This is a genomic window from Streptomyces sp. NPDC007991, from assembly GCF_042958445.1.
Lineage (GTDB): Bacteria > Actinomycetota > Actinomycetes > Streptomycetales > Streptomycetaceae > Streptomyces.
In genome coordinates this window covers 28,696-55,327 of record NZ_JBIBJD010000005.1, presented here as the reverse complement: position 1 = coordinate 55,327, position 26,632 = coordinate 28,696, and the positions used below count along the sequence as shown (strand labels likewise).

Annotated in this window: 21 protein-coding genes; 6 read left to right on the top strand and 15 right to left on the bottom strand. The window is 72.8% G+C overall.

Annotated elements, in window-relative coordinates; genetic code table 11:
- Positions 1-2,253: a heavy metal translocating P-type ATPase gene (locus ACFZDA_RS14890; RefSeq protein WP_391080306.1), complete on the top strand. Its 2,253-nt coding sequence runs from the start codon at positions 1-3 to the stop codon at positions 2,251-2,253.
- A gap of 12 nt (positions 2,254-2,265) precedes the next feature.
- On the opposite strand, the gene ACFZDA_RS14885 is transcribed toward ACFZDA_RS14890, so the two are convergent.
- The gene (locus ACFZDA_RS14885; protein ID WP_391080303.1) at positions 2,266-2,922 is read right to left on the bottom strand and encodes a methyltransferase domain-containing protein; all 657 of its coding nucleotides are present in this window, start codon (positions 2,920-2,922) and stop codon (positions 2,266-2,268) included.
- Between the two features lie 131 nt (positions 2,923-3,053).
- On the opposite strand from ACFZDA_RS14885, the gene ACFZDA_RS14880 reads away from it, so the two are divergent.
- Positions 3,054-3,749, top strand: coding sequence for a phosphatase PAP2 family protein (locus ACFZDA_RS14880; RefSeq protein WP_391080300.1), 696 nt, complete (start codon positions 3,054-3,056; stop codon positions 3,747-3,749).
- A 621-nt stretch (positions 3,750-4,370) separates the two neighbouring features.
- Here the strand turns inward: ACFZDA_RS14880 and ACFZDA_RS14875 are convergent.
- The 7 genes from ACFZDA_RS14875 to ACFZDA_RS14845 all read right to left on the bottom strand — a co-directional run bounded on the left by ACFZDA_RS14875 (position 4,371) and on the right by ACFZDA_RS14845 (position 10,900).
- Positions 4,371-4,964, bottom strand: coding sequence for a hypothetical protein (locus ACFZDA_RS14875; protein WP_391080298.1), 594 nt, complete (start codon positions 4,962-4,964; stop codon positions 4,371-4,373).
- Between the two features lie 5 nt (positions 4,965-4,969).
- Complete coding sequence (locus tag ACFZDA_RS14870; RefSeq protein WP_391080295.1) at positions 4,970-5,830, bottom strand: ABC transporter permease subunit; 861 nt, start codon at positions 5,828-5,830, stop codon at positions 4,970-4,972.
- A complete protein-coding gene (locus tag ACFZDA_RS14865; protein WP_391080292.1) occupies positions 5,827-6,765 on the bottom strand; it encodes an ABC transporter permease subunit in 939 nt (312 codons plus the stop codon). The genes ACFZDA_RS14870 and ACFZDA_RS14865 overlap by 4 nt, the downstream gene beginning before the upstream one ends.
- Positions 6,762-8,045: an extracellular solute-binding protein gene (locus ACFZDA_RS14860; protein ID WP_391080289.1), complete on the bottom strand. Its 1,284-nt coding sequence runs from the start codon at positions 8,043-8,045 to the stop codon at positions 6,762-6,764. The genes ACFZDA_RS14865 and ACFZDA_RS14860 overlap by 4 nt, the downstream gene beginning before the upstream one ends.
- A gap of 61 nt (positions 8,046-8,106) precedes the next feature.
- Positions 8,107-8,868 carry a cupin gene (locus tag ACFZDA_RS14855; RefSeq protein ID WP_391080286.1) on the bottom strand — a complete coding sequence of 254 codons (762 nt, stop codon included), beginning with the start codon at positions 8,866-8,868 and terminating at the stop codon, positions 8,107-8,109.
- Positions 8,862-9,788, bottom strand: coding sequence for a DUF6807 family protein (locus tag ACFZDA_RS14850; protein ID WP_391080284.1), 927 nt, complete (start codon positions 9,786-9,788; stop codon positions 8,862-8,864). The genes ACFZDA_RS14855 and ACFZDA_RS14850 overlap by 7 nt, the downstream gene beginning before the upstream one ends.
- Positions 9,785-10,900, bottom strand: coding sequence for a Gfo/Idh/MocA family oxidoreductase (locus ACFZDA_RS14845; RefSeq protein ID WP_391080281.1), 1,116 nt, complete (start codon positions 10,898-10,900; stop codon positions 9,785-9,787). The genes ACFZDA_RS14850 and ACFZDA_RS14845 overlap by 4 nt, the downstream gene beginning before the upstream one ends.
- Positions 10,901-11,254: 354 nt before the next feature.
- Here ACFZDA_RS14845 and ACFZDA_RS14840 point away from each other — a divergent pair, with 354 nt between their 5' ends.
- From ACFZDA_RS14840 to ACFZDA_RS14825, 4 genes are all read left to right on the top strand, one after another.
- Positions 11,255-12,802 carry an alpha/beta fold hydrolase gene (locus ACFZDA_RS14840; protein WP_391080278.1) on the top strand — a complete coding sequence of 516 codons (1,548 nt, stop codon included), beginning with the start codon at positions 11,255-11,257 and terminating at the stop codon, positions 12,800-12,802.
- 190 nt (positions 12,803-12,992) lie between these two features.
- Complete coding sequence (locus ACFZDA_RS14835) at positions 12,993-13,976, top strand: tripartite tricarboxylate transporter substrate-binding protein (protein ID WP_391081693.1); 984 nt, start codon at positions 12,993-12,995, stop codon at positions 13,974-13,976.
- Entirely contained in the window at positions 13,973-14,512 is a 540-nt protein-coding gene (locus tag ACFZDA_RS14830) for a tripartite tricarboxylate transporter TctB family protein (RefSeq protein WP_391080274.1), read from the top strand. Before ACFZDA_RS14835 ends, ACFZDA_RS14830 begins: the two co-directional genes overlap by 4 nt.
- Positions 14,512-16,005 carry a tripartite tricarboxylate transporter permease gene (locus tag ACFZDA_RS14825; protein ID WP_391080271.1) on the top strand — a complete coding sequence of 498 codons (1,494 nt, stop codon included), beginning with the start codon at positions 14,512-14,514 and terminating at the stop codon, positions 16,003-16,005. Before ACFZDA_RS14830 ends, ACFZDA_RS14825 begins: the two co-directional genes overlap by 1 nt.
- Positions 16,006-16,010: 5 nt before the next feature.
- Here the strand turns inward: ACFZDA_RS14825 and ACFZDA_RS14820 are convergent, their stop codons facing one another.
- The 7 genes from ACFZDA_RS14820 to efeU form a co-directional block, all read right to left on the bottom strand.
- Positions 16,011-17,939: a DUF2264 domain-containing protein gene (locus ACFZDA_RS14820; RefSeq protein WP_391080268.1), complete on the bottom strand. Its 1,929-nt coding sequence runs from the start codon at positions 17,937-17,939 to the stop codon at positions 16,011-16,013.
- Positions 17,940-17,961: 22 nt separating this feature from the next.
- A complete protein-coding gene (locus ACFZDA_RS14815) occupies positions 17,962-19,029 on the bottom strand; it encodes a substrate-binding domain-containing protein (RefSeq protein ID WP_391080265.1) in 1,068 nt (355 codons plus the stop codon).
- Between the two features lie 31 nt (positions 19,030-19,060).
- Entirely contained in the window at positions 19,061-20,710 is a 1,650-nt protein-coding gene (locus ACFZDA_RS14810) for an extracellular solute-binding protein (protein WP_391080261.1), read from the bottom strand.
- Between the two features lie 27 nt (positions 20,711-20,737).
- The gene (locus tag ACFZDA_RS14805) at positions 20,738-21,625 is read right to left on the bottom strand and encodes an ABC transporter permease subunit (RefSeq protein ID WP_391080258.1); all 888 of its coding nucleotides are present in this window, start codon (positions 21,623-21,625) and stop codon (positions 20,738-20,740) included.
- Positions 21,622-22,476: an ABC transporter permease subunit gene (locus tag ACFZDA_RS14800; RefSeq protein ID WP_391081691.1), complete on the bottom strand. Its 855-nt coding sequence runs from the start codon at positions 22,474-22,476 to the stop codon at positions 21,622-21,624. Before ACFZDA_RS14800 ends, ACFZDA_RS14805 begins: the two co-directional genes overlap by 4 nt.
- A gap of 218 nt (positions 22,477-22,694) precedes the next feature.
- Complete coding sequence (gene efeB / locus ACFZDA_RS14795; RefSeq protein WP_391081688.1) at positions 22,695-23,966, bottom strand: iron uptake transporter deferrochelatase/peroxidase subunit; 1,272 nt, start codon at positions 23,964-23,966, stop codon at positions 22,695-22,697.
- Positions 23,967-24,088: 122 nt separating this feature from the next.
- Positions 24,089-26,521, bottom strand: coding sequence for an iron uptake transporter permease EfeU (efeU, locus tag ACFZDA_RS14790; protein WP_391080255.1), 2,433 nt, complete (start codon positions 26,519-26,521; stop codon positions 24,089-24,091).
- Positions 26,522-26,632: the final 111 nt, after the last annotated feature.

The following is a 26,632-nucleotide window of genomic DNA, read 5'->3' as shown; positions in this document are numbered from 1 at the left end:
ATGACCGTCGACACGACCGGTACCGGTGCCGAGGTGGAACTCGCCATCGGCGGCATGACCTGCGCCTCCTGCGCGGCGCGCATCGAGAAGAAGCTCAACCGCATGGACGGGGTCACCGCCACCGTCAACTACGCGACCGAGAAGGCGAAGGTCAGCTACAGCGGTGACGTCCGCGTCGACGACCTGATCGCCACGGTCGAGGCGACCGGATACACCGCCCAGGAGCCCGCTTCGCCCGCCGGGCGGGAGGAGCCGGCCGAGGAACCCGACGAACTGCGGCCGCTGCGGCAGCGGTTGGTCACGGCCGTGGTGCTGGCGGTGCCCGTCGTGGCCCTGGCCATGATCCCGGCCCTGCAGTTCGAGTACTGGCAGTGGCTATCGCTCACGCTGGCCGCGCCCGTCGTGACGTACGCGGCGTGGCCCTTCCACAGGGCGGCGTTCACCAACGCGCGGCACGGCGCCGCCACCATGGACACGCTGATCTCGGTGGGCACCTCGGCCGCGTTCCTGTGGTCGCTGTGGGCGCTGTTCTTCGGCACCGCGGGCACGCCGGGCATGACACACCCCTTCGAGCTGACCATCGAGCGCACGGACGGCGCCGGGAACATCTACCTGGAGGCCGCCGCGGGCGTGACCGCCTTCATCCTGGCCGGCCGGTACTTCGAGGCCCGCGCCAAGCGCAAGGCGGGCGCGGCGCTGCGCGCGCTGCTGGAGCTGGGCGCGAAGGACGTCACCGTGCTGCGCGACGGCGGCCGCGAACAGACCGTGCCGGTGGACGAGTTGCGGGTCGGGGACCGGTTCCTGGTCCGGCCCGGCGAGAAGATCGCCACCGACGGGACGGTCGTCGAGGGTTCCTCGGCCGTGGACGCGTCCATGCTCACCGGCGAGTCCGTGCCGGTGGAGGTGGGCGCCGGGGACCCGGTCACGGGCGCCACGATCAATGTCGGCGGGCGGCTGGTGGTGCGCGCCACGCGGGTCGGTGCCGACACCCAGCTGGCCCGGATGGCCCGGCTGGTGGAGGACGCGCAGAACGGCAAGGCCGCGGCGCAGCGGCTCGCGGACCGGATCTCCGCCGTCTTCGTGCCGGTGGTGATCGCTCTCGCGCTGGGCACGCTGGGCTTCTGGCTCGGCAACGGCGCCGGACTGACGGCCGCGTTCACCGCCGCGGTCGCCGTCCTCGTCATCGCCTGCCCGTGCGCCCTGGGGCTGGCCACGCCGACCGCGCTGATGGTCGGCACCGGGCGGGGTGCGCAGCTCGGCATCCTCATCAAGGGCCCGGAGGTGCTGGAGTCCACGCGCCGGGTCGACACCGTCGTCCTGGACAAGACCGGCACCGTCACCACCGGCCGGATGACCCTGCTGGCCGTGCACACCGCCGACGGCACCGACGAGGCCGAGGTGCTGCGGCTGGCCGGGGCGCTGGAACACTCCTCCGAGCATCCGATCGCCCGGGCCGTCGCCGACGGCGCGCTGGAGAAGCTGGGCGCGCTGCCCACGCCGGAGGACTTCGCCAACGTGCCCGGGCTCGGCGTCCAGGGCGTCGTCGAAGGGCATGCGGTGCTCGTCGGGCGGGAGCGGCTGCTCGCCGACTGGGCGATGGAACTGCCGGCGGAGCTGGCCCGGGCCCGGGCGGCGGCCGAGGACGCCGGGCGCACCGCCATCGCGGTCGCCTGGGACGGGGAGGCACGCGCGGTGCTGGAGGTCGCCGACGCGGTGAAGGAGACCAGTCCCGAGGCGATCCGGCGGCTGCGCGCTCTCGGGCTGACCCCGATCCTGCTGACCGGGGACAACGAGGCGGTGGCCCGGTCCGTCGCCCGCGAGGTGGGCATCGCGCCGGAGCACGTCGTGGCCGAGGTGCTCCCGCAGGACAAGGTCGACGTCGTCAAGCGGCTCCAGGCCGAGGGCCGTTCGGTCGCGATGGTCGGCGACGGTGTCAACGACGCGGCGGCCCTCGCCCAGGCCGATCTCGGTCTGGCCATGGGCACCGGCACGGACGCGGCGATCGAGGCCGGCGACCTGACCCTCGTCCGGGGCGATCTGCGGGCCGCGGCGGACGCCATCCGGCTCGCCCGCCGCACCCTCGGCACCATCCGCTCCAACCTGTTCTGGGCGTTCGCCTACAACGTGGCGGCTCTGCCGCTGGCCGCGTCCGGTCTGCTCACACCGATGATCGCCGGGGCGGCCATGGCCTTCTCGTCGGTGTTCGTGGTGGGCAACTCGCTGCGGCTGCGCACGTTCCGGGCGGCCGGCTGAGACGGTGGCGGGTCAGCGGCGGTGCCACACCAGCGTGTGACGCCAGAACAGGCGGCGGCGCAGGCGGGCGCCGGGCAGGACGGTCCGGGCCTCGCGGACGATCTCCGGGAACGTCATGTCCGCCGGACGCGTACGGGCCGTCATGGCGACGGGGCGGGACACCTGCCGGCCCCGGTTCTTGAGGAGAGCCATGACGATGTTGAGCGGGATCGACGCGACGCCGAGGAGGTGGTCGACGGGCGTCCGCTCCCGGGCGACACCGACGATCACCAGGGTGCCGCCGGGGGCCAGACGGGCGCGGAAAGCCTCCAGGGCCTCGGTGAACGGCAGGTGGTGGACCACGGCGACGCAGGTGATGACGTCGTACGGACCGGCGGGCAGCCCGGCCGGCGCGTCGGCCACCGTGTACGTCACCGGGACCGCCGTCGGGGTCAGCTCCCGCGCCCGGGCGATGATCGCCCGGTCGGCGTCGACTCCGTGCACCCGCTCGGCCCGGCCGGCCAGCAGCCGGGCGAGATCGCCGCTGCCGCACCCCACGTCCAGGGCGCTCCCGACCCGCCCGGGGAGCTGCCGCAGGATCCAGCGGTGGAAGTGGGCGTTGTGATCCCAGGGACGGGCGGCGTGGAAACGGTCGAGTGCGCGCAGTACCCGGCGTGGCAGGGGCATCATGCCCCCAGTTCAGCAGACGGGTTCAGCCGCCTTGCGTGGGCACTCGGGAGGTACCGGCTCGCAGGGGCGCCGAGCGTGCGCCCGGCGTGAGCCGGTACCTTGCTGGGGAAGGCCACTGCGGGGAGAAGCACATGACCGATCCGACGACCACAGACGAGGACGCCCTCCGTCCGCTCCCGCCGGACGGGAAGCCCTCCGGCGGCGGGCCCCGCCGGCTCCTGGGCGCCGTCATGGGCGATCTCAGGGCCGTGGACGGCGCGCTGTACGCGGCGGTGGCCGCCACTCCCACCCCCACGCTCGACCGGACGCTGCGCCGGCTGTCGCACGCGGCCGACCACTCCAAGATCTCGTTCGCCATCGCCGCGGCCCTGGCGCTGGGCGGAAAGCGGCCGAGGAGGGCCGCGGTCGCCGGCGTCGGGGCGATCGCCGTGGCCTCGGCCTCCGCCAATCTGCTCGGCAAGCGCCTGGTACGCCGGGCCCGGCCGGACCGGGAGGCGGCCCGGGTGACGGTGGACCGGCACGTTCCGATGCCGACGTCGGCCTCGTTCCCGTCCGGGCACACGGCGTCGGCGGTCGCGTTCGCCACGGCCGTCGGTGTGGTCCTGCCGCCCGCCGCGGTACCGCTCGGGGCGCTGGCCAGCGCCGTCGGCTACTCCCGTATCCACACGGGCGTGCACTACCCGGGCGACGTGGCCGCGGGCGCGGTCCTCGGCATCGCGAGCGCCGCGGCGGCCCTGGCGGCGGCAGCGGCGGCCGCCACCCCGTCGGAGCGGGCGCAGGCTCTCCTCACTGCGGCCCGTTCCTGGCCGCGGATCGGCACGCGGTGAACCCGAGGGCTCGTTCAACGGCATCACGAGCCCCACGGCGACACTGACGGCGGCCACGGCCGCGCCCGGAGCGGACACAGGGGCAGCGGACCACCAGCGGCACCGCCGCACGGCTGCAGCCGCGGACCGGAACCAGACGCGCCTCGCCCACGGCCCCTTCCCGGCCACGGACCAGCACCGACGCCGCACGGCGGAGAGACCGCAGGCCCGTTCCACGGCATCGCGAGCACGGGCGGCGGCCACCCGCACAGGCCCTCCTCACGGCAGCCCGCTCGTGCCACGAACCCGCACCGGCACCGCCACACTGCTGAAGCCGCGGACCGGAACCAGACGCACCTCGCCCACGGCCCCTTTCCGGCCACGGACCAGCACCGACGCCGCACGGCGGAGAGACCGCAGGCCCGTTCCACGGCATCGCGAGCACGGGCGGCGGCCACCCGCACAGGCCCTCCTCACGGCAGCCCGCTCGTGCCACGAACCCGCACCGGCACCGCCACACTGCTGAAGCCGCGGACCGGAACCAGACGCACCTCGCCCACGGCCCCTTTCCGGCCACGGACCGGCACCGACGCCGCACGGCGGTGAGGCCGCGGGCCCGTTCATCGGCCCCTCTGCTCCTGGCTATTCCAGAACAACCACGGCGGACCGGCGGACGTCGACGGCGGTGAGTGCCAGGGCCAGCGGACCCGGGGCCAGGAAGGCCAGGGGCAGGAGCATCCAGGCGCACAGTGCGGCCGTCGCCACGGCGAGCAGGACCAGGCCGCTGCCGCCCGCGTCCGCCACGGCGTCCCGGGCGGCCCCGCGGACCGCCGCTCGCCAGTCGGTGAGCGACTCGGGGCGGGCGCAGGCCCGCAGGCCGACGACCGTCGCGCAGGCGCCGATGGCGGCGGCGAGCACCGCGAACAGCGGCGCCCCGGGCAGCCCGGCCCCCGCCAGCGCCAGGTCGGCCGCGAGCAGCAGCAGCCCCGCCAGGGCGACGGCCCCCGCCAGCAGGTCACCGGGCCGCAGCCGTTGCCGCAGCAGGACCAGGTACCGCCCGGCCGTGACGGGCCGGTCCTGTCCGGCGCCGCGCAGTACGGCGCACGCCGTCGACAGCGCGGCCGGTGCCGTCACCAGCGGCAGACAGGCCACCGACGTGGCGAGGCCGACGCTGAGCACGTCCGCGAACAGCGTCATGCGCGGCCCGAACACCTCACCGGCCTCACGTGTGCGCATCCCGCTCACCCCTTCAGTCCGGAGCTGGCCATGCCCTCCACCAGGAACCGCTGGAAGGCGAGGAAGAACAGCACGATCGGCAGCAGCGCGATCACCGACATCGCGAACATCGGGCCGAACGCGGAGGTGCTGGAGGCGTCCACGAAGGAGCGCAGCGCGAGGGTCAGCGTGAACTTGTCCGGGTCGAACAGGTAGATGAGCTGGGTGAAGAAGTCGTTCCAGGTCCAGATGAAGGTGAAGATGGCGGTGGTGATCAGGGCCGGCCGGGTGAGCGGCAGCACGACCTGGAAGAAGCTGCGGAAGGGCCCGCAGCCGTCGATCCGGGCCGCCTCCTCCAGTTCGCGCGGCAGGCCGCGCATGAACTGCACGATGAGGAAGACGAAGAAGGCCTCGGTGGCGAGGAACTTCGGCAGGATCAGCGGCCAGTAGGTGTTCACCAGACCGAGCTGGTTGAAGATGATGTACTGCGGGATCAGCACGGCGTGGTGCGGCAGCATGATCGTGGCGATCATGAAGGCGAACAGCGGCCCGCGCAGCCGGAACCTGAGGCGTGCGAAGGCGTAGGCGGCGAGCGAGCAGCTGATGACGTTGCCGAGGACCGCGCCGCCGGCGATCAGCAGGGAGTTGCCGAGCAGCCGCCAGATGGAGACGTCGTTGACGCCGTCCATGGCGGTGGAGTAGTTGGACCATTCCAGGTGGCTGGGCAGCAGGTTGAGGCTGGCGATCACCTCGTCGGCGGGCTTGAGCGAGGTCGCCAGCAGCCAGGCCAGCGGGTACAGCATGACCAGCAGCGCGGCCAGGCAGCCCAGGTGGACGGCGACCCGCGCCCAGCGGACGGGCTTGTGGGTAACGGCGGTCGAGGTCATCGGTCCCCCTCGGAGGCGTAGAAGACCCAGGAGCGGGAGGTGCGGAACAGCACTGCCGTGACCACACCGATCACGAGGAGCAGCACCCAGGCCATGGCGGAGGCGTAGCCCATGTGGGAGGCGACGAAGCCGCGGTCGTAGAGGTACATGGTGTAGACGAGGGTCGAGTCGGCCGGCCCGCCCTTGCCCGCGCTGACCGCGAAGGCGGGCGTGAACACCTGGAAGGCCTGGATGGTCTGCAGGACCAGGTTGAAGAAGAGCACCGGGGACAGCATCGGCACGGTGACGGACAGGAACTGCCGCCATTTCCCGGCCCCGTCGACCGCCGCCGCCTCGTACAGCTCGGCGGGTATCTGCTGCAGACCGGCGAGGAAGATGACCATCGGGGCGCCGAACTGCCACACCGTCAGCAGGGCCACGGCGAGCAGCGACCAGCCGGGCTTGTTGACCCAGCCGCCGGTGCCCAGCAGGTTGTCCACCGTGCCGCCGTCGTTGAAGACGGCCCGCCAGACCAGGGCGATGGACATCGACGCGCCGAGCAGCGAGGGCGCGTAGAAGGCGGAGCGGTAGAAGGCCTTGCCGCGTTTCATGCCCTTCAGGGCGAGCGCGACGACCAGGGCGAGGGCCAGTTGCAGGGGCACGGCGATGACGACGTACGTCACCGTCGTCACGACCGAGCGCCAGTAGCGCGGGTCCTCGGTGAACATCTGCACGTAGTTGCGCAGGCCCACCCACTTCGGCGGGTTGAACAGGTCGTAGTCGGTGAACGACAGGTACAGCGACACGGCCATCGGCAGCAGGGTCAGGACGATCGCGCCGAGGACCCAGGGCGAGAGGAACACCCAGGCGGCGCCCTCGCGTTCGCGCTTGGGGCGGCGTTTCGGGGCGGTGGCGGGGACGCGTGGTGTCTGCGTGGGGACCGCGGTGGTGGTCATGACCTCAGCTCCGCCTTCGCCTCGGTGACGTAGTTCTCGGCCGCCTCGCGCGGCGACATGCGCGCGTAGGACACCTGGTCGTAGTCGCGCTGGAAGGTGCTCTGGAGGGCGTTGTCGCCGGAGGGCGGTGCCTGCGGCGGGTCCTTGAGCTTGCCCTCCAGGGACGCCTGGAAGTCGGCGATGGTCTTGTCGAAGTCCTTGAGCTGCGGGCCGATCTCGTCGCGGACGGTCTCGTTGACGGGGATGCCGCGGCTCGCGCCGAGGATCTTCGCGGCCTGCCGGTCGTTGATGAGGAAGTCGACGAGCTGTGCCGCTTCCTTCGGGTGGGCGGTGTTCGCGGAGACTCCGACGAACATGGACGGTTTGAAGTACTGGCCGGGTGTGCCGTCCTCGCCGGACGGCATGGGGGCGAGCGCGACGCCGCCCTTGACGAGGGCGAGGAAGCCGCTGGCCGGGGCGTCCCAGTTGGCGTCGGTGACGGAGGTGCCGCGCCCGAGCGGGGTGTTCTCGACGGAGCCGTCGAGCTGGGTGGTCTGCTCGGCGGGCGAGACGGCGCCCTCGCGGCGCAGCTTGTCGGTGAAGGTCCACCAGCGGGTGAGGTCGTCGGCGGTGAAGCCGAGCCGGCCGTCCTCGGTGTAGAGGGCCTTGCCCTGTCCGCGCAGCCAGACCTCGAAGGCGTCCTCGCTCTGGCCGGGGTCGGTCGCCCCGGGCTTGCCGGTCTTCTTCGCCAGGGCGCGCATGGTGTCGGCCCACTGGCTCCAGGTCCAGCTCTTGCCGGGCAGCGGCACGCCCGACTTCTTCCAGGTCCCGACGTCGTAGGCGACGGTCTCGGTGCCGCGGCCCTGCGGGATGGCGTACTGGACGTCGTCCACGCGGCCGGTGGCGAGCAGCCCCTGGTCGATCTCGGAGGTGCGCAGGACGGACTTCTGCTTCGCCAGGTCGAGCAGGACGCCGCCGGAGGCGTACTGGTCGATCTGGCGGTAGTCCAGCTGCATCACGTCCGGCGCGTCACCGCCGGCGGCCTGGGTGGCGAGCTTCTGCTTGTAGGCGTCGTAGCCGGAGAACGACGTCGTCACGTCGACGTTCGGATGCTGTTTCTCGAACAGGGCGACGGCCTGCTCGGTGCGTTCCGCGCGGTCGGGGTTGCCCCACCACGTGTAGCGCAGCACGACCTTGCCGCCGCCGGCCGATTCACCGGATCCTCCGCAGCCCGCCAGCACGGCACACAGTGCCAGTGCGGCGGCCGACGCGCAGAACCCCTTTGTCCTGTGTCGCGGCATGCCGAGGTCACCTCTTCCTTTCCTCGGACTTTCTGTGGGCCCCCCTCGCCCCCCTGCTGCGTTACTCGCTCTGGTACGGCAGTGTCGTCCCGGGCAGGTTGTACTCGTCCCGCCGGCCGCACATGCCGAAGCCGCCGAGCCGGGTGGGCGCGGCCTCGTAGGCGGTGGCCTCGCCGAGGTAGGCGGGCTCGCCGCCGGCCAGCGCGTCGAGCTGGGCGCCGGTGCGTTCGGCGGTGGCCAGGGCGCCCGCCCGCCACAGGGCGCGCCAGGTGGGCACCTTGTCGCGCACGATCCGGGCGGCGGCCCGCTGGAACTCCAGGTACGGGCCGTTGTCGCCGGAGACGAGCGCCTCGCGCAGGGTCAGGTAGCCCTCCACGGCGAGGTCCCGGCGGCGCTGGGCGGCCGCCGCCGTCTGAGGTCCCGTACCGGGCGGCAGGGTCGCCGCGGCGGCGTACTTCTCCGGGTCGGCGAGCACGTCGGGCGGGAAGGTGAACACGGCGTCCCCGGCCTCGGGCAGGCCGCTGTTCTGCATCAGCACGGTGATGCGCAGATCGCCGCCCTGCACCATGCGGTGCACGGTGCCCGGGGTGAACCAGGCGATCGAGCCGGGCGCGAGGGGGATGTCCCGGTAGCCGTCGGGGCTGAGCGTCTGGACCGCTCCCCGGCCGCCGGTGACGACGTACGCCTCGGTGCACACCAGGTGCAGGTGCGGGCTGCCGCCGCAGACGCCGTCGGCGGCCTCCCAGTCGTAGGCGCTCAGATGGGACAGGCCGATCGCGCCGGGCAGCGGGTGCGGCAGGGCGGGCTTGGCGTCGTTCACCACGGCAGGCCCTCCAGGTGGGTGCCGACCCGGTCGCGGTCCCAGGCGCCGTCGGCGACGACGAGCCGGTAGCGGTAGGCGAAGGACTCGCCCGGCGGGAGTGCGAACTCCTCGAAGAACGCCCAGGAGAAGGCGACCGTCGGGAAGGGCTCGGAGCGGACGAACCAGTGGGACTCGTGGATCGCGGACGTCGCGTCGAGGTTCTCGGGCGCGTGCGCGAAGACGAGGGTGGAGTGGCCGTCGACGTCGTCGTGCTCGGTGGTGAAGGCGAGCCAGGGGCCCTGGGTGCCCATCAGCTTGCCCGCGTCGGCGCCGGTGTCCGGGGCGAAGACCGTGCCGCCGGTGAAGTCGCGCGGGCCGCGCCACTGGAGTCCGGTGTAGCCGGCCATCTCACGGCCCGCGGTGGTCGGGGAACCGAAGGCCAACGGCTCGGAGCGGACGTTGGTGAGGCGGATCGACCAGTCCAGGACCCAGGCGCCGGCCTCCTCGTCCACCGAGTGGACGGTCAGCCCCCGCACCTCGCGCGCCCACTCCTCGCCGCCGTTCTCCACCCAGGTGAGTTCCTCGGTGAAGGCGAGGCGGTCGTCCTCGGCCGTGAACTCCGGGAAGCCGTCGTGCCGCATGGAGCCGACGCGCTCGGGCAGGGGCAGATAGCCCTGGCCGTGGACGTAGCAGTTGCCGCCCCAGAAGTTCTGGCCGGACAGATGGCTCGCGGTCATCTGCAGGCCCTTGTGCCAGCGGTGGTCACTCGGGCGGTAGCCGGTGACCGTGCGGCCGGACAGGGTGCGCACCGGGTGGGCGTACGGCTTGCGGGACTCGAAGGGATCGGGGTCCGGGCGGTAGACGTAGCGGAGGATCTCCGTGCCGTTCGCCGCCGTGACGGCGATGTCCTCGCCGTGGGTGTGGGTGACTCGGATGCTCATGCGCGCTCCTTGGGGGCCCAGTCGGGGTACTCGCCGTGCATGGCCTCGTAGAAGGGGTCGCCGGGGCCGATCTCGCCCGCGTGCACGGAGCGGCCGGTGAACGCCGCCTTGTACAGGGCGGCGGCGAACTCCAGGGTGGCGCGGGCGTCCTGGCCACTGCCCGGTGGCCGGGTGCCGTTGTCGTAGGCGTCGAGGAGGGCGCCCAGCTGGGCGGTGTGCGAGCTGGGCACGTCGTTCGCGGGGGTGCGCCAGGCGGTGGCGCGGTCGGAGGCGACGTGCGGGGCCGGGGTGTAGACCCAGCTGTCGTTGGTGTGGCCGTACAGGTGGGTGAGTTCGACGGTGGCGTCCGCGCAGTCGATGCGGATACGGCTCACCTCGTCCGGGGAGAGCACGCTGTTGACGACGGTGGCGAGGGCGCCGCTTGTGAACCGCACCAGCGCGGTGGAGACGTCCTCGCTCTCGGTGTCGTGGACGAGCCGGGCGGCCATGGCGCGGATCTCCTCCCACTCGCCGAGAAGGTGGAGCATGAGGTCGTACTGGTGGATGCCGTGGCCCATGGTCGGGCCGCCGCCCTCGCTCGCCCACTTCCCGCGCCACGGCACGGCGTAGTACGCGGCGTCCCGGTGCCAGGTGGTCTGGCAGTGCGCCACCAGCGGGGCGCCCAGCTCGCCGCCGGTGATCAGCTCGCGGGCGTGGACCGCGCCGGATCCGTAGCGGTGCTGGAAGACGACCGCCGCGTACGCCCCGGAGGCCTCCTCGGCGGCGGCGATCTCGTCGTACTCGGCGAGCGACAGCGTGAGCGGCTTCTCGCACAGCACCCAGGCACCGGCCTTGAGCGCGGCCACCGTCTGGTCGCGGTGCAGGGCGGGCGGCGTCCCGATGAGGACGAGGTCGGGGCGTTCGGCGTCCAGCATCGCCTCCACCGAGGTGTACCCGGCGACCCGGCCGCCGGCCAGCTCGCGGAAGGCGTCGAGGCGCTCCTGGTCGACGTCGACGGCGGCGACCAGTTCCACCCGGTCGGAGTGGGCCCGCAGCGCGGGCAGATGACTGCCGCTGACGATCGCTCCGGTGCCGACGACGGCCACGCGGCGGCGGGCGGGGGACAAGGACATGCGGCGCTCCTCGGACGGCCGGCGGACACACGCTGGGACAGCACTTGGAAAGCGCTTGCACCCGGAAGCCGACCCTAGGCGTGAGCGAATGTCTGGACAACCCCCCTGCAGCGACCTGCACAAGGTCTGCCCGAGCGTTCTCCCAGCTCGGGGGTGAGATCCGGGTTGTTGCCACCACCATCGAAAGCCGCGTGGCCCCCGCCTCGGCGGTGGTGTTGACCCCACCACCGACCCGGCTGCCAGCCGGAGTGATCAGCGACTGGCCCGCCCCTACGGTTCTGTCGCACAGCACCCCTGATCGGCATGCCCACGACCACCCGATGAGGGGACCGTCGCGACAGAAGGGACATCCACGTGTTATCCCGCAACCCGGGAACCGCGAGAAGAGCAGCCCTGGCCCTGACGGCCGCCGCCCTCGCCCTCACCGCACTGCCCGCCACGGCCGGGGCGAGTCCCGCCTCCGGCCCCCTCGCCCGCTACCACCACCAGAGCCTCGCCTGGAAGAGCTGCGTCCTCGGACCGGGCGACACCACCGGCAAGGAACTGGAGCGGGCGGGCGCCCGCTGCGCCGACGTGACCGTCCCGCTGGACTACTCGGACCCCGGGGGCCGCACGATCACCGTCGCGATCTCCCGGATCCGCGCCACCGACACCGACCGCCGCGTCGGCCCGCTGCTGCTCAACGGCGGCGGCCCCGGCGGGCAGACCCTCGGCGATCCACCGTGGGTGCGCAAGGCGATGAAGGACGTCGCGGCCCGGTACGACGTGGTCGGTGTGGATCCCCGCTTCGTCGGCCGCAGCACACCCCTGGACTGCCACTGGCCGACCGGCTCGGCGTGGCGCGGGGCGGGTGAGGACCGGGCCGGCTTCGACCGCGTGGCCGCGTTCTCGAAGGACCTCGCCGAGCGCTGCCGCGCCCACGCGGGCGATGTCCTTCCTCACGCCACCACCCGTAACACCGCGCGCGACCTGGACGTCATCCGGGCCGCGCTCGGCGAGCGGCGGATCTCCTACCTGGGCTACTCGTACGGCAGTTACCTCGGCGAGGTGTACGCCACGCTGTTCCCCGGCCGGACCGACCGGGTCGTCCTCGACGGCGTGATCGACCCGGACCGCTACGGTGCCCGGCTGTGGCTGGGCGTCGAGCGGGCCAACCGCCGGGCCCTGAAGGGCTGGGCCTCCTGGGCGGCGGCCCGCGACGCGGCCTACGGTCTGGGCCGTACGCGCGGCGAGGTGCTGGCCACCGTGGAACGCGTCCGGCGCGCCGCCGCCCGCACCCCGCTGCGGCTCGGCGAGCACCGCCTGGACGAGCACGTCATGCCGATCGTCGCCCTCAACGGCCTCTCGCAGGACAACGACGCCGCCTACGGGGACTTCGCCCAGGGCGTGCGGGACATGCTCCGGGCCGCGCAGGGGCGGAAGGTGACGCCGTCCCCGTGGCTGGCGGGGGTGCTCGAGTTCGTGCTCACGGGCACCGACTCCCCCTACGGCAGTGCGCAGACGGCGATCGTGTGCGGTGACGGAGCCGCACCGCGGGACCCCGAGATCTACTGGCGTGACGTCCAGCGCACCCGCGCGCAGGACGCGCTGTTCGCGCCCGTGACCAACAACCTCAACCCGTGCGCCTTCTGGGACCGGCCGCGCGAGCGACCGACGACGGTCCGGGACGACCTGCCGGCCCTGCTGGTCAACGCCACCGGGGACCCGCGCACCGGCTACGACGGCGCCCGGGCGGTCCGCGGCAGGTGGCCCTCCTCGCGCCTGATCACCCTGACCGGCGCCGACCAGCACGCGGTGTACGGCGTCTACGGTGTGCCGTGCGTCGACGACACGGTCAACGCCTACCTCGCCACGGGCCGGCTGCCGGCCCGGGACGTGAGCTGCGCCGCGCCCGCCCGGTGAGCCGGGGGCTCGCGGCGTCCGCGCCGCGAGCCGCCCGCCTCCCCGGCGGTCGTGACCGCAAAGACCAAAAACTCCGTTGGTTCCGCAAGAGAGACAGCCCGTCGGCGCCCGTGCACCATGTGGCCCACATCACCCTCCCCCACAGGGCCCTTACCCACCCGCAACGACGTACCGACAGGTGGTGGCACTCGTGCGCCTGCGCACCCCCCTCGCCCTGCTCGGGGCCGCCGTGCTCGTGCTCGTCGGACCACCGCTGCTGACCACCGGCAGCGGCTCCGAGACCGGCACACAGATCCCGGGCCTGCGTTTCATGGTCCCCAACACCCCCGGCGGCGGCTACGACATCACGGCCCGCACGGCCGCGAAGAACGCCGAGGACGCCGGACTGACCCACAACATCGAGGTGTTCAACCTGCCCGGCGCCGGCGGCACGGTCGGCCTGAGCCGGCTGGTGAGCGAGCACGGCAACGGCAAGCTCGCCATGTCCATGGGCCTGGGGGTCGTGGGCGCCGTCCGCTCCAACGACGCGCCCAAGACGCTCGGTGACACCACGCCCATCGCCCGGCTCACCGAGGAGCAGGACGTCGTCGTGGTGGCCAAGGACTCCCCGTACAAGACGATCGACGATCTCATCGGCGCCTGGAAGGAGAACCCGGGCAAGCTCCCGGTGGGCGGCGGCTCGTCGCCCGGCGGGCCCGACCACCTCGCGCCGATGCTGATGGCGCGGGCCTCCGGCATCCCCCCGAAGCAGGTCAACTACATCCCCTTCGACGGCGGCGGCGAGCTGCTCGCGTCGATCCTCGGCAACAAGGTCGCCTTCGGTGTGTCCGGCGTCGGCGAGTACCTGGACCAGATCAAGGCGGGCGAGCTGCGTCTCCTCGCGGTCACCGGCCCCGAGCGCGTCGACGGGCTGGACGCGCCCACCTTGAAGGAGGCCGGGTACGACGTGAACTTCACCAACTGGCGCGGCATCGTCGCCCCGCCCGGACTGGCCGACGGGGAGCGCCGCAAACTCGTGCGGCTGATCGAGGAACTGCACGACTCCGACGAGTGGCGCACGTCCCTGCGGCAGAACGGCTGGGACGACGCCTTCCTCGCCGGTGAGGAGTTCGGCGCGTTCCTCGACGCCGAGGACAAGCGCGTGGTTTCGGTGCTGAAGGAGCTGGGACTGTGACGACGCAGACCACCGACATTCCCCCCGCGGAGCAGGGCGAGCGGCGCTCATGGCTGCGGGAGCACTCCGAACTCGGCGTGTGCGCCCTGCTGCTGGTACTGGGCGTGCTCGTCCTGACCGACGCGCTCACCATGGACGTCGACATCGCCCAACGCGGCCCGGTCGGCCCGAAGACCGTGCCGGTCGTGGTCGGCGCCGGCCTGCTGGTGATCGCCGCGCTGCTCGCCGTGGACGTGCTGCGCGGCGGCCGGGGCCAGGCCGAGGGCGGTGAGGACATCGACCTGTCCGAGCCCGCCGACGGGCGCACGGTGCTGCTGCTCGCCGGGGTGTTCCTCGGCTCGGCCGTCCTCATCGAGCCGCTCGGCTTCCCCGTCGCGGGCGCGCTCCTCTTCTGGGGTGCGGCGTTCGCGCTCGGCAGCCGCAGAACCGGCCGCGATCCGCTCATCGCGGCCGGGCTCTCCCTCGTCACCTACGTCGTCTTCAACAACCTGCTCGGAGTGCCCCTGCCCGGCGGTCCGCTGATGGGAGTGCTGTGATGGATGCTTTCAACTCCCTCCTGGACGGCTTCGGTACGGCCCTCACGCCGGTCAACCTGCTCTGGGCCGCGATCGGAGTGCTGCTCGGCACGGCGATCGGCGTACTGCCCGGTATCGGCCCGGCCATGGCGGTGGCGCTGCTGCTTCCGGTGACGTACGGGCTCGACCCGATCGGCGCGTTCATCATGTTCGCCGGTATCTACTACGGCGCGATGTTCGGCGGCTCGACCACCTCCATCCTCCTCAACACGCCCGGCGAGAGCGCGGCGGTGGTGGCGGCCATGGAGGGCAACCCCATGGCCAAGTCCGGGCGCGGCGCGCAGGCCCTCGCGGCGGCCGCCGTCGGGCACTTCGCGGGCGGCCTGATCGGCACGATCCTGCTGGTGGCGCTCGCCCCGACGGTCGCCGAACTGGCCGTGGACATCGGCGCGCCGGACTACTTCGCCATCATGGTGCTGGCGTTCATCGCGGTGACGTCGGTGCTGGGCTCGTCCCGGATCCGGGGCCTGGCCTCCCTGCTCATCGGCCTCACGCTGGGCCTGGTGGGCCTGGACCAGATGACCGGCCAGCAGCGCCTGACCTTCGGCTCGCTCCAACTGGCCGACGGCATCGACGTAGTGATCGTCGCGGTCGGCCTGTTCGCGATCGGCGAGGCCCTGTGGGTGGCGGCGCACCTGCGGCGCAGGCCGCCGGAGCCCATCCCGGTGGGGCGTCCGTGGCTGGGGCGCGGGGATGTGAACCGGACCTGGAAGTCGTGGCTGCGGGGCCCGTTCATCGGTTTCCCGTTCGGTGCGATCCCGGCGGGCGGCGCGGAGATCCCCACCTTCCTGTCGTATGTGACGGAGAAGCGCCTGTCCAAGCACAAGGACGAGTGGGGCAAGGGCGCCATCGAGGGCGTGGCCGGGCCCGAGTCGGCGGCGTCGGCCTCGGCGGCGGGCACCCTGGTGTCGATGCTGACCCTGGGCCTGCCGACCACGGCGGTCGCGGCCGTGATGCTGGCCGCCTTCCAGCAGTACGGCATCCAGCCCGGCCCGCTGCTCTTCGAGCGCGAACCCGACCTGGTCTGGGGTCTGATCGCCTCGCTCTTCGTCGGCATGGTGCTGCTGCTCGCGCTCAACCTGCCGCTGGCGCCGGTGTGGGCGAAGCTGCTGCGCATTCCGCGGCCGTACCTGTACGCCGGGATCATGTTCTTCGCGGCGGTCGGCGCGTACGCGGTCGGCGGTGAGGTGATCGACCTGGTCATCCTGCTGATCATCGGCCTGATCGGCTTCGGCATGCGCCGCTACGGGCTGCCGGTGCTGCCCGCCGTCATCGGTGTGATCCTCGGCCCCAACGCCGAACAGCAGTTGCGGCGGGCTCTCCAGATCAGCGACGGCAGCGTGACGGGGCTGTTCAACACGCCGTTCGCGGTGACGGTGTACGCGGTGATCGTGCTGCTGCTGGCCTGGCCGCTGGTGCGCAAGGCGGTGACGCGGGGCCGCGCCACGGCCTGACCCGGTCACCGCGGCACCCGTTCCCGGGTGCCGTCCGGGAAGCGGATCTCCACCTCGCCAGTCGCGGCGACCCGTACGCGCGGTCCTGAACGCCGCGTGTGCGGGTCGCCGTTCGTCTCCGGACCGGCGCTCAGCCCGACGAGGGTCACCAGGAGGTGAGTGCCGCCCGGGTGGGCGGGCAGGGTGAGGTACGGGGTCGCCGAGTGGTGGCCACAGGCATTGGTGCCGACCGCGTGTGCCACTGCCGTCCCGGCGTCCTGCCATCCGTACAGGGCGACGACCGTGCTGGTCAGCCCGTCGGCGCGCCGGGCCGTCGCCCAGCCGGGGCCGGTCGACGCGACCGGCGGCGCGCTGTCGTCGGCGACGGCCCAGCCCCCTTCGCGTACGGGTGTGCCGGGCGGCGCGTCGACGCGGTGCACCCGGACCTCCCAGGGGCCGTGCACCACGCTGACCGTCTCGATGCGGTGGCCTTCGCCGTCGCCCGGGAGCAGGGCCCGGTGCCAGGAGGCGGCGCGGGGGCCCTCGACGCCGAGGGGGTGGATGCGGCCGCGCGGGGTGGGGGTGCCGTCGGGGGCGAGGAGCGCGATGTGGTTGTCGGGGCCCGGTGTCTCGGGGGCCGTGGCGCTGGAGTAGGCGAAGCGGGCGTAGTGCGGGCTGTCGTCGGCCGTTGCCGGTGGGGGCGGGAGGCGGTCGCTGCCGTGGTTGACGAGCCGGACGATCCCGTCGGCGGCGGTGGAGTGCAGCAGCCAGCCCGGTGCCGGTAACGCGAGGCGTACGTCGGCCGTCTCCACCGGGCCGGGTTCCTCGGGCGCGGTCCACACGGAGTGGTCGGCGGGCAGGAGCAGGCCGAGGAAGGCCTTGCTCGCCCAGTACGGGGAGGCCGGGCCCGAGTACCGCTGGGTGACGGGGAGGAAGGGCCCGTACCAGCCGAGCGTGAGGAGTCCCCGGGCGTCGGGCACGCCGCGCTCGGCGAAGTGCTTCAGCGCGCCGGAGGCGAGACGGCGGGTGCGGCCGGGTGGCAGCGGGGTGGCGCCGGCGAGGGCGCCCGCCCACAGGGGGGCCGTCGTCGCGAACCGGTAGGTGAGCGAGCGGCCCTGGTGGACGGGGGCGCCGTCGGCGCCGAAGAAGTGCTGGTGGTCGTGGAGGAACGACCGCAGGCGCGTCCGGTGTTCCGCCACCAGCCGGGGGTCGGCGCGCGGCCCGGCGATACGGGCCCACAGGACCGGATACAGGTGCAGCGCCCAGGCGTTGTAGTAGTCGAACTTGCGGCCGTCGCCGTCGGTGTACCAGCCGTCGCCCCGGTACCAGTCCTCCAGGCGGGCGAGGCCGGCGTCGATCTCGGTGCGGCTGTGCGGGGCGCCGACGGAGGCGAGGAACTCCTCGGTGACGACCTGGAACAGCCGCCAGTTGGAGTCGTTGACCACCGCTTTGACGAAGCCGCCGAGCCAGTCGGCGACCCGCTGCCGTACCCGGTCGTCGAGCCGGTCCCAGATCCAGGGGCGGGTCTCGTGCAGGGCGATCGCGAGGGACGCGGCCTCGACCATGGGCTGGGACCGGTCGGTGATGGGCGGCCAGCGGTCGGGGCCGCGAGGGTCGGTGCCGGCCGCGAGCCCGGCCGCGTACCGCTCGATCAGGCCGAAAACGCCCTCCCCTCCGGAACCGGCGATGCGGAACGCGGCCAGCAGGAAGGAGCGGGCGAATCCCTCCAACCCGTCCGACCAGGGCCCGGAGTGGCTGGGCGGGCCGGGCAGCCGGTACTGGGCCAGGCCCGGGGAGGCGTAGGGCGTCAGGGCGTCGAGGAGGCGGTCGGCGATCGCCTCCCAGTGGGCGCGGGTCCAGCCGGTGAGGGGCGAGGTCAGCGGGTCGGGGGGTGGCAGGTGGGGCAGGTTGGGCAGGTGCGTCGGGTCGGGGAGCGACACGTGCGGCGCGCTCATGCGGGTGCGGTTCCTCCGTTGGTCACAGGGCGCGCCCGGGCGGGGGCGCGCCGACGCTGTCGCGTACGACGATGTGGGTGCCGAGCAGATGGTGGGCCCCGGCGGCGTGCTCGGGGTCCCGCAGCGCGATGCGCACGGCGGCGCGGCCGAGTTCCTCCGCCGGGGTGCGGACGGTGGTCAGGGGCGGGTTGAAGTCCTCGGCGAGCGGTATGTCGTTGTAGCCGACGACGGAGATGTCGCCGGGCACGCGCAGTCCGGTGTCGGCGATGGCGCGCAGGGCGCCGGCGGCGACCATGTCGTCTCCGGCGAAGACGGCGGTGAACTCCCGGGTGGATTTGAGGAGTTCGGTCATCGCGCGGTGGCCGGCGGCCCGGCCCAGGCCGCAGTCGACGACGTGGGCGGCCTCGGGCGGCAGTCCGTGTTCGGCGAGGGCGGCACGGTAGCCGGCGACGCGGGCGTCGAGGGCGGTGTTGCCGGGCAGTCCGCCGAGGAAGACGATCCCGCGGTGGCCGGCCGACAGCAGATGGGCGGTGATGGCGCGGGCCCCGGCCTCGTTGTCGAACTCGACGACGAGCGCGGGGATGTCCGGGTCGGGCGCGGGCCGGCCGCAGAGCACGAGCCGGGCTCCGGAGGAGTCCAGGGCGTGGGCGTAGTGGGCGACGCGCTCGCGGTAGGCGTCGTCCTCGACGACCCCGCCGACCAGGATCACCAGCCGGGCACCCTCCTCCCGCATGAGCTGCACGAACTCCATCTCGCGCTGGGCGTCGCCGCCGGTGGCGCCGACCACGCAGAGCCAGCCGCGGTCGGCGGCCTCCGCCTCCACGCCCTCGGCGACCTGGGCGTAGAAGGGGCTGGTGACCTGGCGGACCACGACGGCGGCCATCTTGCGGCCGCCGCCGACCAGGGCGCGGGCGTGCGCGTTGGCCACGTAGTCGAGGTCGCGGGCCGCCCGCAGGACCCGGGCCCGGGTCGCCGGCGGCACCGGGTGGTTGCCGCTGAGCGCGCGGGAGGCGGTGGCCGTGGACACGCCCGCCCGCTCGGCGACCTCCCGGATCGTGACCCGTCCCTTGGACCCCATGTCGTTCCCCATCCCCCGCGTCTCCTCTTCGGCCCACCGCTGCTCAGGTGTTGGCCGCGTAGTCCTTGGCGTATTCCTCGGCCATTCTGTCGCCGCCCCGGCTCCGCCACTTCTTCACGGCCGCGTCCCACTCGGACATGGGCAGCCGCCCGGCGATGATCCCGGTGACGGTGTCGTCCAGGAACGTCTTGAGGGTGGCGCCCTGGGCGTTGTTCGTCGCCGACTGGAGCCCGAAGGAGGCGTCGCGGATGGCGTGCGGTACGACCTTGCGCTGCCAGGCGTGCAGGGCGCGCACTGCGTCGGGCATGCCGGGCACGAACAGCACCTGGGGGCCTTCGGCGAGGTACTTCAGCGGCAGGTTGGTGTTGTTCTCGACCTCGCCGAGCTTGGTGTACTCGGGCGATCCGTCCTTGCCGCGGGTGAAGTGGACGCCCTCGACGCCGTAGTGGACGAGTTCCCACTCCTGGCTGCCGAAGGGCGCGGCGAGGTAGTCGAGGATGCGCAGCAGCAGTTCGATGCGCTCCTTCCTGGCCTGCTTCAGGACGGTGTAGCCGAAGGAGCGGCGGGCGGCGACGATGCCGCCGGTCTCGCCGTCGACGCTGTACGGCAGGGCCGCGGCGGGGTTCATCTTGCCCTGCGACTCCCGGTACTTGGGCAGGTAGGCGCCGAACCCGTCCTGCATGGAGCCGACGGTGCCGTTGTAGTAGAGGGTCGTCAGGTCGATCTGGGAGATGGACGTGGCGTCGGGGTGGTAGGAGCCGTTCTCGCGCAGCCGGGCCTGGAAGGCGATGGAGGCCTTGTAGCGCTCGTCGGCGGCGGCCGGCAGGAAGGTGCCGTCCTTGGTGACGGCCCAGCGCTGGGGGGCGTTGTGGGCGGCGGAGTGGAAGCCGTTGCCGAACAGGGAGCCGTTGGCGGCGCCGAGCATGTACGTCCTGCCGCGGGTGCCCCGCCGGGCCACGGAGGTGAAGTCCTCGGCGGTCCAGCCCTCCTTCATGCCCGCGTCGGCGAACATGTCCTGGTTGATCCAGAGGGTGGAGCCGGGCAGCGGGCGTTCCAGCGGGATGCCGTAGATGCGGCCGCCGATACGGCCCATGTCCCGCCAGGCATGGGTGGGGATGCCGGCGAGGTTGGGGTAGTCGGCGATCGCGTCACCGGAGAGGTGCGGCGTGAGGTCCTCGGCGCGGCGCTGTACGAACTGTGCCTCACGGGGCAGGGTGAAGCCGGAGAACATGTTGATGATGTCGGGCAGGGCGTCGGCGTCGCCCGCCATCACGGTCGCCATCTTCTTCTGGTAGTCGGCCTGGGAGATGACCGTGTACTCGATCTTCACACCGAGGGCCTTCTCGACGGCCGCCCAGAAGCGGTTGTGCGAGGCGGGCTTGGGCGGGGTGCCGAAGGAGACGGTCATGACGCGGACGGTGGAGCCGTCGCCGGGGGTGCGGGAGACCGACTTGACCAGGTCGGAGGGGTAGGAGGTGTAGCCGGCCTGGACGCCGTCCTCGGTGGGGGCGAGGTCCGGCCTGGGCCCGGTTGCCGGGCGGTGGGCGGGCCAGGGGGCGAGCTTCTTGCCGGCGTTGGAGACGTCGCTGTCGCCGGAGCCAGAGGAGCAGGCGGTCAGCAGACCGGGGACGGAGACGGCGGCACCGCCCACCGCCATGGAGCGCAGGAGGGTGCGTCGGGACATGCGGGGCATGGGTGAATCACCTCGTGTCGGCTTGGGTCAGCTCTTGATGGCGCCGGTGAGCACGCCCTTGGTGAAGTACTTCTGCAGGAAGGGGTAGACGAGCAGGATCGGCACGGTGGCGATCACGAGCACCGCCATCTGCACGGTCTGCGGAGCGGTGACGGTGGCCTCGCCGGTGGTCGCGTCGGTGAGTCCGGCACCGGCCACCACATAGGTGCGCAGCACCTGCTGGAGCGGCCAGTGTTCGCTCTCCAGATACAGCGAGGCGTAGAACCAGGAGTTCCAGTAGGCGACGGCGTAGAACAGACCGACGACGGCGAGCGCGGCCTTGGACAGCGGCAGCACCACCGACACCAGCACCCGCCAGTCCCCCGCCCCGTCCAGCCGGGCCGCCTCGTACAGCTCCTCGGGGACCGACTGGAAGAAGCCGCGCAGGACGACCAGGTTGAACACGTTGACCAGGACCGGCAGGACGAGCGAGGCGTACGAGTCGAGCAGGCCGAGTTCCTTGACGAGCAGGAAGCTCGGGATCATGCCGGGCGGGAAGAGGAACGTGAACAGCACCAGCAGCAGGACCGGTTTGCCGCCGAAGACGCCCGGTCGGGACAGCGCGTAGGCCAGCGTCACCGTGCAGGCGAGGCTCAGCAGGGTGCCCACGATCGTGACACCGGCGCTGACACCGAGGGCGTGGGTGACGATGCCGCCGTCGAAGATGTCGCGGTAGGCGTCGAGCGAGGGTTCCGTGGGCCACAGCACCCAGCCGCCGTTGTCGACGACCTCCGGGGTGGACGCCAGCGAGGTCGACACGATCACCAGGAACGGCACGCACACCAGCAGCACGACCGCGGCGAGGGCGAGGGCCTTCGCGGTCTGGGTGAGCGGCCGGGGTTTCTCCATCCAGCCGGGCCGGGCGGACGCGCTCACTTGTAGACCCCCTGTTCGCCGAGGCGGTGGGCGACCTTGTTGGCCGCGTAGACGAGGAGGGCGCCGACGACCCCCTTGAACAGGCCCGCGGCGGCCGCGAAACCGTAGTCGCCGCCGACGATGCCCTGGTAGTAGACGAAGGTGTCGATGACCTCGGCGGCCTCCGGTCCCACCGCGTCGCGTTGCAGCAGCATCTGCTCGAAGCCGACGGAGAGGATGTCGCCGAGCCGCATGATGAGCAGCAGCACGACCACCGGTCGGATGGCGGGCAGGGTGACGTGCCAGAAGCGCCGCCAGGGCCCGGCGCCGTCGATGGCGGCGGCCTCGTACTGCTGCTCGTCGACCTGGGCGAGCGCGGCGAGGAAGATGATCGTGCCCCAGCCGGCGTCCTTCCAGATGACCTGGGCGACGACGAGCGGCCGGAACGCGTCCGGGTTGCCGATGATGTCGACGGTGTGCAGACCGGCCCCGCTCAGGCCGCTGTTGAGCAGGCCGGTGTCCCCCAGCATCTGCTGGAACAGCGCGACGACGATCACCCATGAGATGAAGTGCGGCAGATACGCCACCGACTGCACGAACCGGCGCACCGAGCTCCAGGTGAGGGTGTGCAGCAGCAGGGCGAGACCGAGCGGCACCGGGAAGTAGAAGACCAGCTGGAGGACGGCGATCCAGAGGGTGTTGAGGAGGGAGTCCCAGAACGCCGCGTCCTCGAACATGCGCTGGAAGTTGCCGAGGCCCACCCAGGGGCTGCCCCACAGGCCGTCGAAGGGCACGTACTCCTTGAACGCGATGACGTTGCCGACGAGTGCGCCGTAGTGGAACAGCAGGAAGTAGGCGACGCCGGGCAGCATCAGCAGGAACAACGTCCGGCTCTGAAAACCTTTACGCTTGCGCTGCACGCCAGCAGGATCACGTCGGCCCGGACTCGCGCCCTTCGTACCTGCTCGTTCCCGTAAGGCAGTTGCCACGGCTCCCCCTCACCTCGGCGTGTCCGGTGGAGGGAAGTTAAAACGTTTTCACTGTGCGGTCAACACTTCTGGCGCGGACGGGAGTTGACCCGGTCGAACCTTCAGGCCGAGAGCAGCCCCCGGCCGAACCAGTCGGAGGACGAGCGCACGCCGGGCAGGGCGAAGAAGTAGCCGCCGCCGGTCGGGGAGATGTAGTCCACGAGCGGCTCGTCGATCAGCCGGGTCTGCGTGGCCTCGAACTGACGCCGCACGTCCTGCTGGTAGCAGCAGAAGACCAGTCCCATGTCGAGGTTTCCGACGTTGTCGACGCCCCGGTCGTAGTTGTAACCCCGGCGCAGGATGCGGGAGTCGTCGGTCGCCGCGGTGCGCGGGTTCGCGAGGCGGATGTGGGCGTCGAGCGGGATGGCCGTGCCGTGCGGGTCCTTGGCGTAGTTCGGGCTGTCGGTCTCCTGGGCGCCGTCCAGCGGGGCACCGGTGTCCTTGCGCCGGCCGAACATCCGCTCCTGCTCGGTCAGCGAGACCCGGTCCCAGAACTCCACGAGCATCCGGATGATCCGGACGACCTGGTAGCTGCCCCCGGTCGCCCAGCCGGGTTCGCCCTGCCCGTCGCGGACCCACACGAGGTGGTCCATCGCGCGGGCCGAGGTGACGTCCGGGTTGGCTATGCCGTCCTTGAAGCCCAGCAGGTTGCGCTGGGCACCGCTGGGCCGGGGCGTGTTCTGGAAGCCGTCGACGCGCCAGCGGAGCTGCATGGCGCCCCGGGTGTGCTTGGCGATGTCGCGCAGCGCGTGCAGCACGGTGTCCTGCCGGGCCGCGCAGATCTGCAAGGACAGGTCGCCGTGGCACTCGGCGGGGTCGAGGTTGTCGTTGGGGAAGGTCCGCATGGGCGTGAGCCGGCGCGGCTTCGCCCCGGCGAGTCCGTAGCGGTCGTCGAAGAGGGAGGCGCCGACGCCGACGGTCACGGTGAGCGCGTCGGCCGGGACGACCGGCCCGAGGATGCCGTTGTCCGAGGGCGGGGCGCCGACACCCAGGTCGGCCGGGGTGCCGCCGGCGGTGAGGAAACGGGCCCGCTGGGTCAGGGTCCGCAGCAGGTCGGCCAGTTCCGCGCGGTCGCCGGCGATGACGTCGAAGGAGACGAAAGCGGCGGCCTGCTGCTGGGGGGTGAGGATCCCGGCCTGGTGGGCGCCGTGGAAGGGCACGGCGGCGTCCCTCCCTTCGGCGGCCCGGGCCGTGCCGTCACCGCTCTCGGCGAGCACGAAACCGCCCCCGGCCAGTACGGCTCCCGCGGCTCCGGCGCCGAGGGCCGTCCTGACGAAGGAGCGGCGGCCGGCGTGGGCGGGGCAGCCCGGCGGAGGCGTGTCGGCGGACGGCATGGGGGCGTTCCCTTCGGCGGGTTCGGCGGGTTCGGCGGATTCGGCGTGGTCGGCGGATTCGGCGTGGTCGGCGGATTCGGCGTGGTCGGCGGGTTCGGCGTGCCGGCGGCGGTGGCCGGTGCTCACGCGGACTTCCTGATCTCCAGCAGGTCCGGCACCGGCGCCAGGTCTTCCAGGAGCTGCCCCGTGGCCCCGTCGATGCGGTCCTTCGCGGTCCGGCCGAGCCGGTCGACGGGGGTCCAGCGGCCGTCGTGGTGCTCGGCGTCGAGCAGTGCTTGGAGTCGTGCGATGTCCGCGTCGACGGTCGGCAGCAGGCGCGGGGCCCGGGGGGTGAGCAACGGCCGCAGTACGGCGAGCAGTTCGCGGGTACCGGCGAGGTCGGCCTCGGCCGTGGCCAGTCCGGTGCCGCTGCCCTGGTCGGTGTCGCCGGTCAGTTCGAACTGGAGGGTGTTCTCCAGGATCTCGTGGGCGCGCAGGGGCAGGTCGGAGGGGTCGAAGTCCTGATGCGGGAAGGCCTTCCGCAACCCGGTGGCGTCGGCTGCGAGTTGCTTCGCCGGGCCCTTGAGCTCACCGGCCGGCCGGCCGTGCCACAGCCCGTACTCGATCCGGTGGAATCCGGTGAAGTCCTTGTCGTGGACCCCGCCCGGCAGACCGTCGGGCCGGCCGTCGATCTCCTGGTCGAAGTCCTCGAAGGTGCCGTAGGCGGCGCCGAGGGAGGCGTAGGTGCGGTGCGCGGTCAGCCAGTCGGCGCGTGCCGTGTCCAGGTGCCCGCCGCGGATGTCCTCGCTGAGGGTCCGGGTCTCGGTGACGAGGGTGGCCAGGCCCCGGTTCACATACGCCTTGTACGCCCGCAGCGGTCCCGCGAGATCCCGCGCGGAGACGGGGGCGACGGCCCTGGCACCGGCGGCGCCGCCCACCCGGACCGCCTTGGAGGTGACGGGCTTGCCGTCGGCGGGGACACAGCGCCAGGCGTACGTACCGCCCGCCACGGTGGCTACGAGGTCCCGGGTGGTGCCGGGGGCCAGGCCCTCGATCTCGCCGTAGACCGCGTGGCTGGCCGGGTCGATGAGGTACACCTCGGACGTCTGGTCGCCGGTGTTGCGCATCTGGAAGGTCTGCCGCCCCGGCTGGGGCGCGGTGAAGCCCTGCCCGCAGTCCTTCACGGAGACGGCGACCGTCTCGCCTCCGGCGGGCTTGGGGCGTGCCAGGGCGACGACGAGTCCGGCCAGGACGGCGGGCACGACGACCACGACGCCCGGGACGAGCCAGGCGGGGCGGCGGCGGGTGGGCCCGGAGGCGGCAGTGGACCGGGGTGGCGGGGCCTGCGTGGGGCGGGGCGGTGCCGCGGACGCGCGTCCGGTGGGGGGCAGTGTCGCGGACGCGGGTCCGGTGGGGGCCGACGGCGCGGACGCGGCCCCGGTGGGGGCCGACGGCGCGGACTCCGACCCGGTAGGGGCCGACGGCGCGGACCCGGACCGCGCAGGAGCCGACGGCGCGGACCCGGCCCCGGTACTGGCCGACTGCGCGGACCCGGACCCGGTAGGGGCCGACAGCGCGGACCCGGACCGCGCGGGAGCCGACTGCGCGGACGCACTCGTGGCTGCGGGCGCAGGCGTACGCATCGCCTGCGCGGACCCGGGTGAGACCGGTGGCCCGGACGCGGACCCGGAGGAAACCACGGGCCCGGGCGCGAGCCCGGATGAGACCGCGGACGCGCCCCGCGTCGGACTCGGAGCCGGGGCGACCCCCCGCACGCCCCTCACGAACAGCGTCATCACCACGCCGAGATACCCGGCGTACCCGGCCACCTGAAGCCACGTCATCGTCGGCGTCAGGTTGAGGACGCCCTGGAGCAGGGTGCTGTACCAGGACCCGGCGTCGACGCTGCCGCCGAGGTCGAGCGCGTAGGCCGTCCCGCCGGGCAGGACCCCGCCCTCCTGGAGGTCGCGCAGCCCGTAGCCGAGCACGCCCGCGGCGATCACGATGAGGACGGCGCCGGTGGCGGTGAAGAAGCGGGTGAGGTTGATGGAGAGCACCCGGCGGTAGAGCCCCCAGCACAGCACCGCCGCCAGCACGAGCCCGATGCCCGCGCCGGTCAGCGGCCCGGCCGACTCGCGTGCGGCGCGGGCCGTGGTCCACAGGAACAGGGCCGTCTCCAGGCCCTCCCGCCCCACCGCCAGGAAGGAGGTGAGGACCAGCACGCCGGCGCCCATGGTCAGTGCCCCGGTGACCTTCTCCCTGATCTCGCCCGCCAGACTGCGGGCCGAGCGGCGCATCCAGAACACCATCGCGGTCACGAAGGCGACGGCCACGATGCTCAGCGTGCCGCCGAAGGCCTCCTGGGCGGCGGTGGAGAGGGACGCCGCGGTGAAGGTGAGGACCGCGCCGAAGCTCATCGAGAGCGCGATCGCCGCCAGCACTCCGGTCCACACCTGCGGCACACGGGACTTGGCGCCCGCCCGCACCAGAGTGGCGACCAGCACGGAGACGATGAGACCGGCTTCCAGTCCTTCCCGCAGTCCGATCAGGAAGCTGGGAAACGCGTCGTCCCACATGTGCTGCGGCCCTCCCGGCCCTCCGCCCCGGCCACCGCGCAAGCGAGTTAGCCAAGGCATGCCTTACCGACGCCGACCATCATGACCTCGACTCTCTGGGCATCCGGTCAT

Coding starts and splice junctions, on each gene's coding strand:
- ACFZDA_RS14890 (WP_391080306.1), top strand. CDS start 1: ATGACCGTCGACACGACCGGTACCGGTGCCGAGGTGGAACTCGCCATC.
- ACFZDA_RS14885 (WP_391080303.1), bottom strand. CDS start 2,922: ATGATGCCCCTGCCACGCCGGGTACTGCGCGCACTCGACCGTTTCCAC.
- ACFZDA_RS14880 (WP_391080300.1), top strand. CDS start 3,054: ATGACCGATCCGACGACCACAGACGAGGACGCCCTCCGTCCGCTCCCG.
- ACFZDA_RS14875 (WP_391080298.1), bottom strand. CDS start 4,964: ATGCGCACACGTGAGGCCGGTGAGGTGTTCGGGCCGCGCATGACGCTG.
- ACFZDA_RS14870 (WP_391080295.1), bottom strand. CDS start 5,830: ATGACCTCGACCGCCGTTACCCACAAGCCCGTCCGCTGGGCGCGGGTC.
- ACFZDA_RS14865 (WP_391080292.1), bottom strand. CDS start 6,765: ATGACCACCACCGCGGTCCCCACGCAGACACCACGCGTCCCCGCCACC.
- ACFZDA_RS14860 (WP_391080289.1), bottom strand. CDS start 8,045: ATGCCGCGACACAGGACAAAGGGGTTCTGCGCGTCGGCCGCCGCACTG.
- ACFZDA_RS14850 (WP_391080284.1), bottom strand. CDS start 9,788: ATGAGCATCCGAGTCACCCACACCCACGGCGAGGACATCGCCGTCACG.
- ACFZDA_RS14845 (WP_391080281.1), bottom strand. CDS start 10,900: ATGTCCTTGTCCCCCGCCCGCCGCCGCGTGGCCGTCGTCGGCACCGGA.
- ACFZDA_RS14825 (WP_391080271.1), top strand. CDS start 14,512: ATGGATGCTTTCAACTCCCTCCTGGACGGCTTCGGTACGGCCCTCACG.
- ACFZDA_RS14820 (WP_391080268.1), bottom strand. CDS start 17,939: ATGAGCGCGCCGCACGTGTCGCTCCCCGACCCGACGCACCTGCCCAAC.
- ACFZDA_RS14815 (WP_391080265.1), bottom strand. CDS start 19,029: ATGGGGAACGACATGGGGTCCAAGGGACGGGTCACGATCCGGGAGGTC.
- ACFZDA_RS14810 (WP_391080261.1), bottom strand. CDS start 20,710: ATGCCCCGCATGTCCCGACGCACCCTCCTGCGCTCCATGGCGGTGGGC.
- ACFZDA_RS14800 (WP_391081691.1), bottom strand. CDS start 22,476: ATGCTGCCCGGCGTCGCCTACTTCCTGCTGTTCCACTACGGCGCACTC.
- efeB (WP_391081688.1), bottom strand. CDS start 23,966: ATGCCGTCCGCCGACACGCCTCCGCCGGGCTGCCCCGCCCACGCCGGC.
- efeU (WP_391080255.1), bottom strand. CDS start 26,521: ATGTGGGACGACGCGTTTCCCAGCTTCCTGATCGGACTGCGGGAAGGA.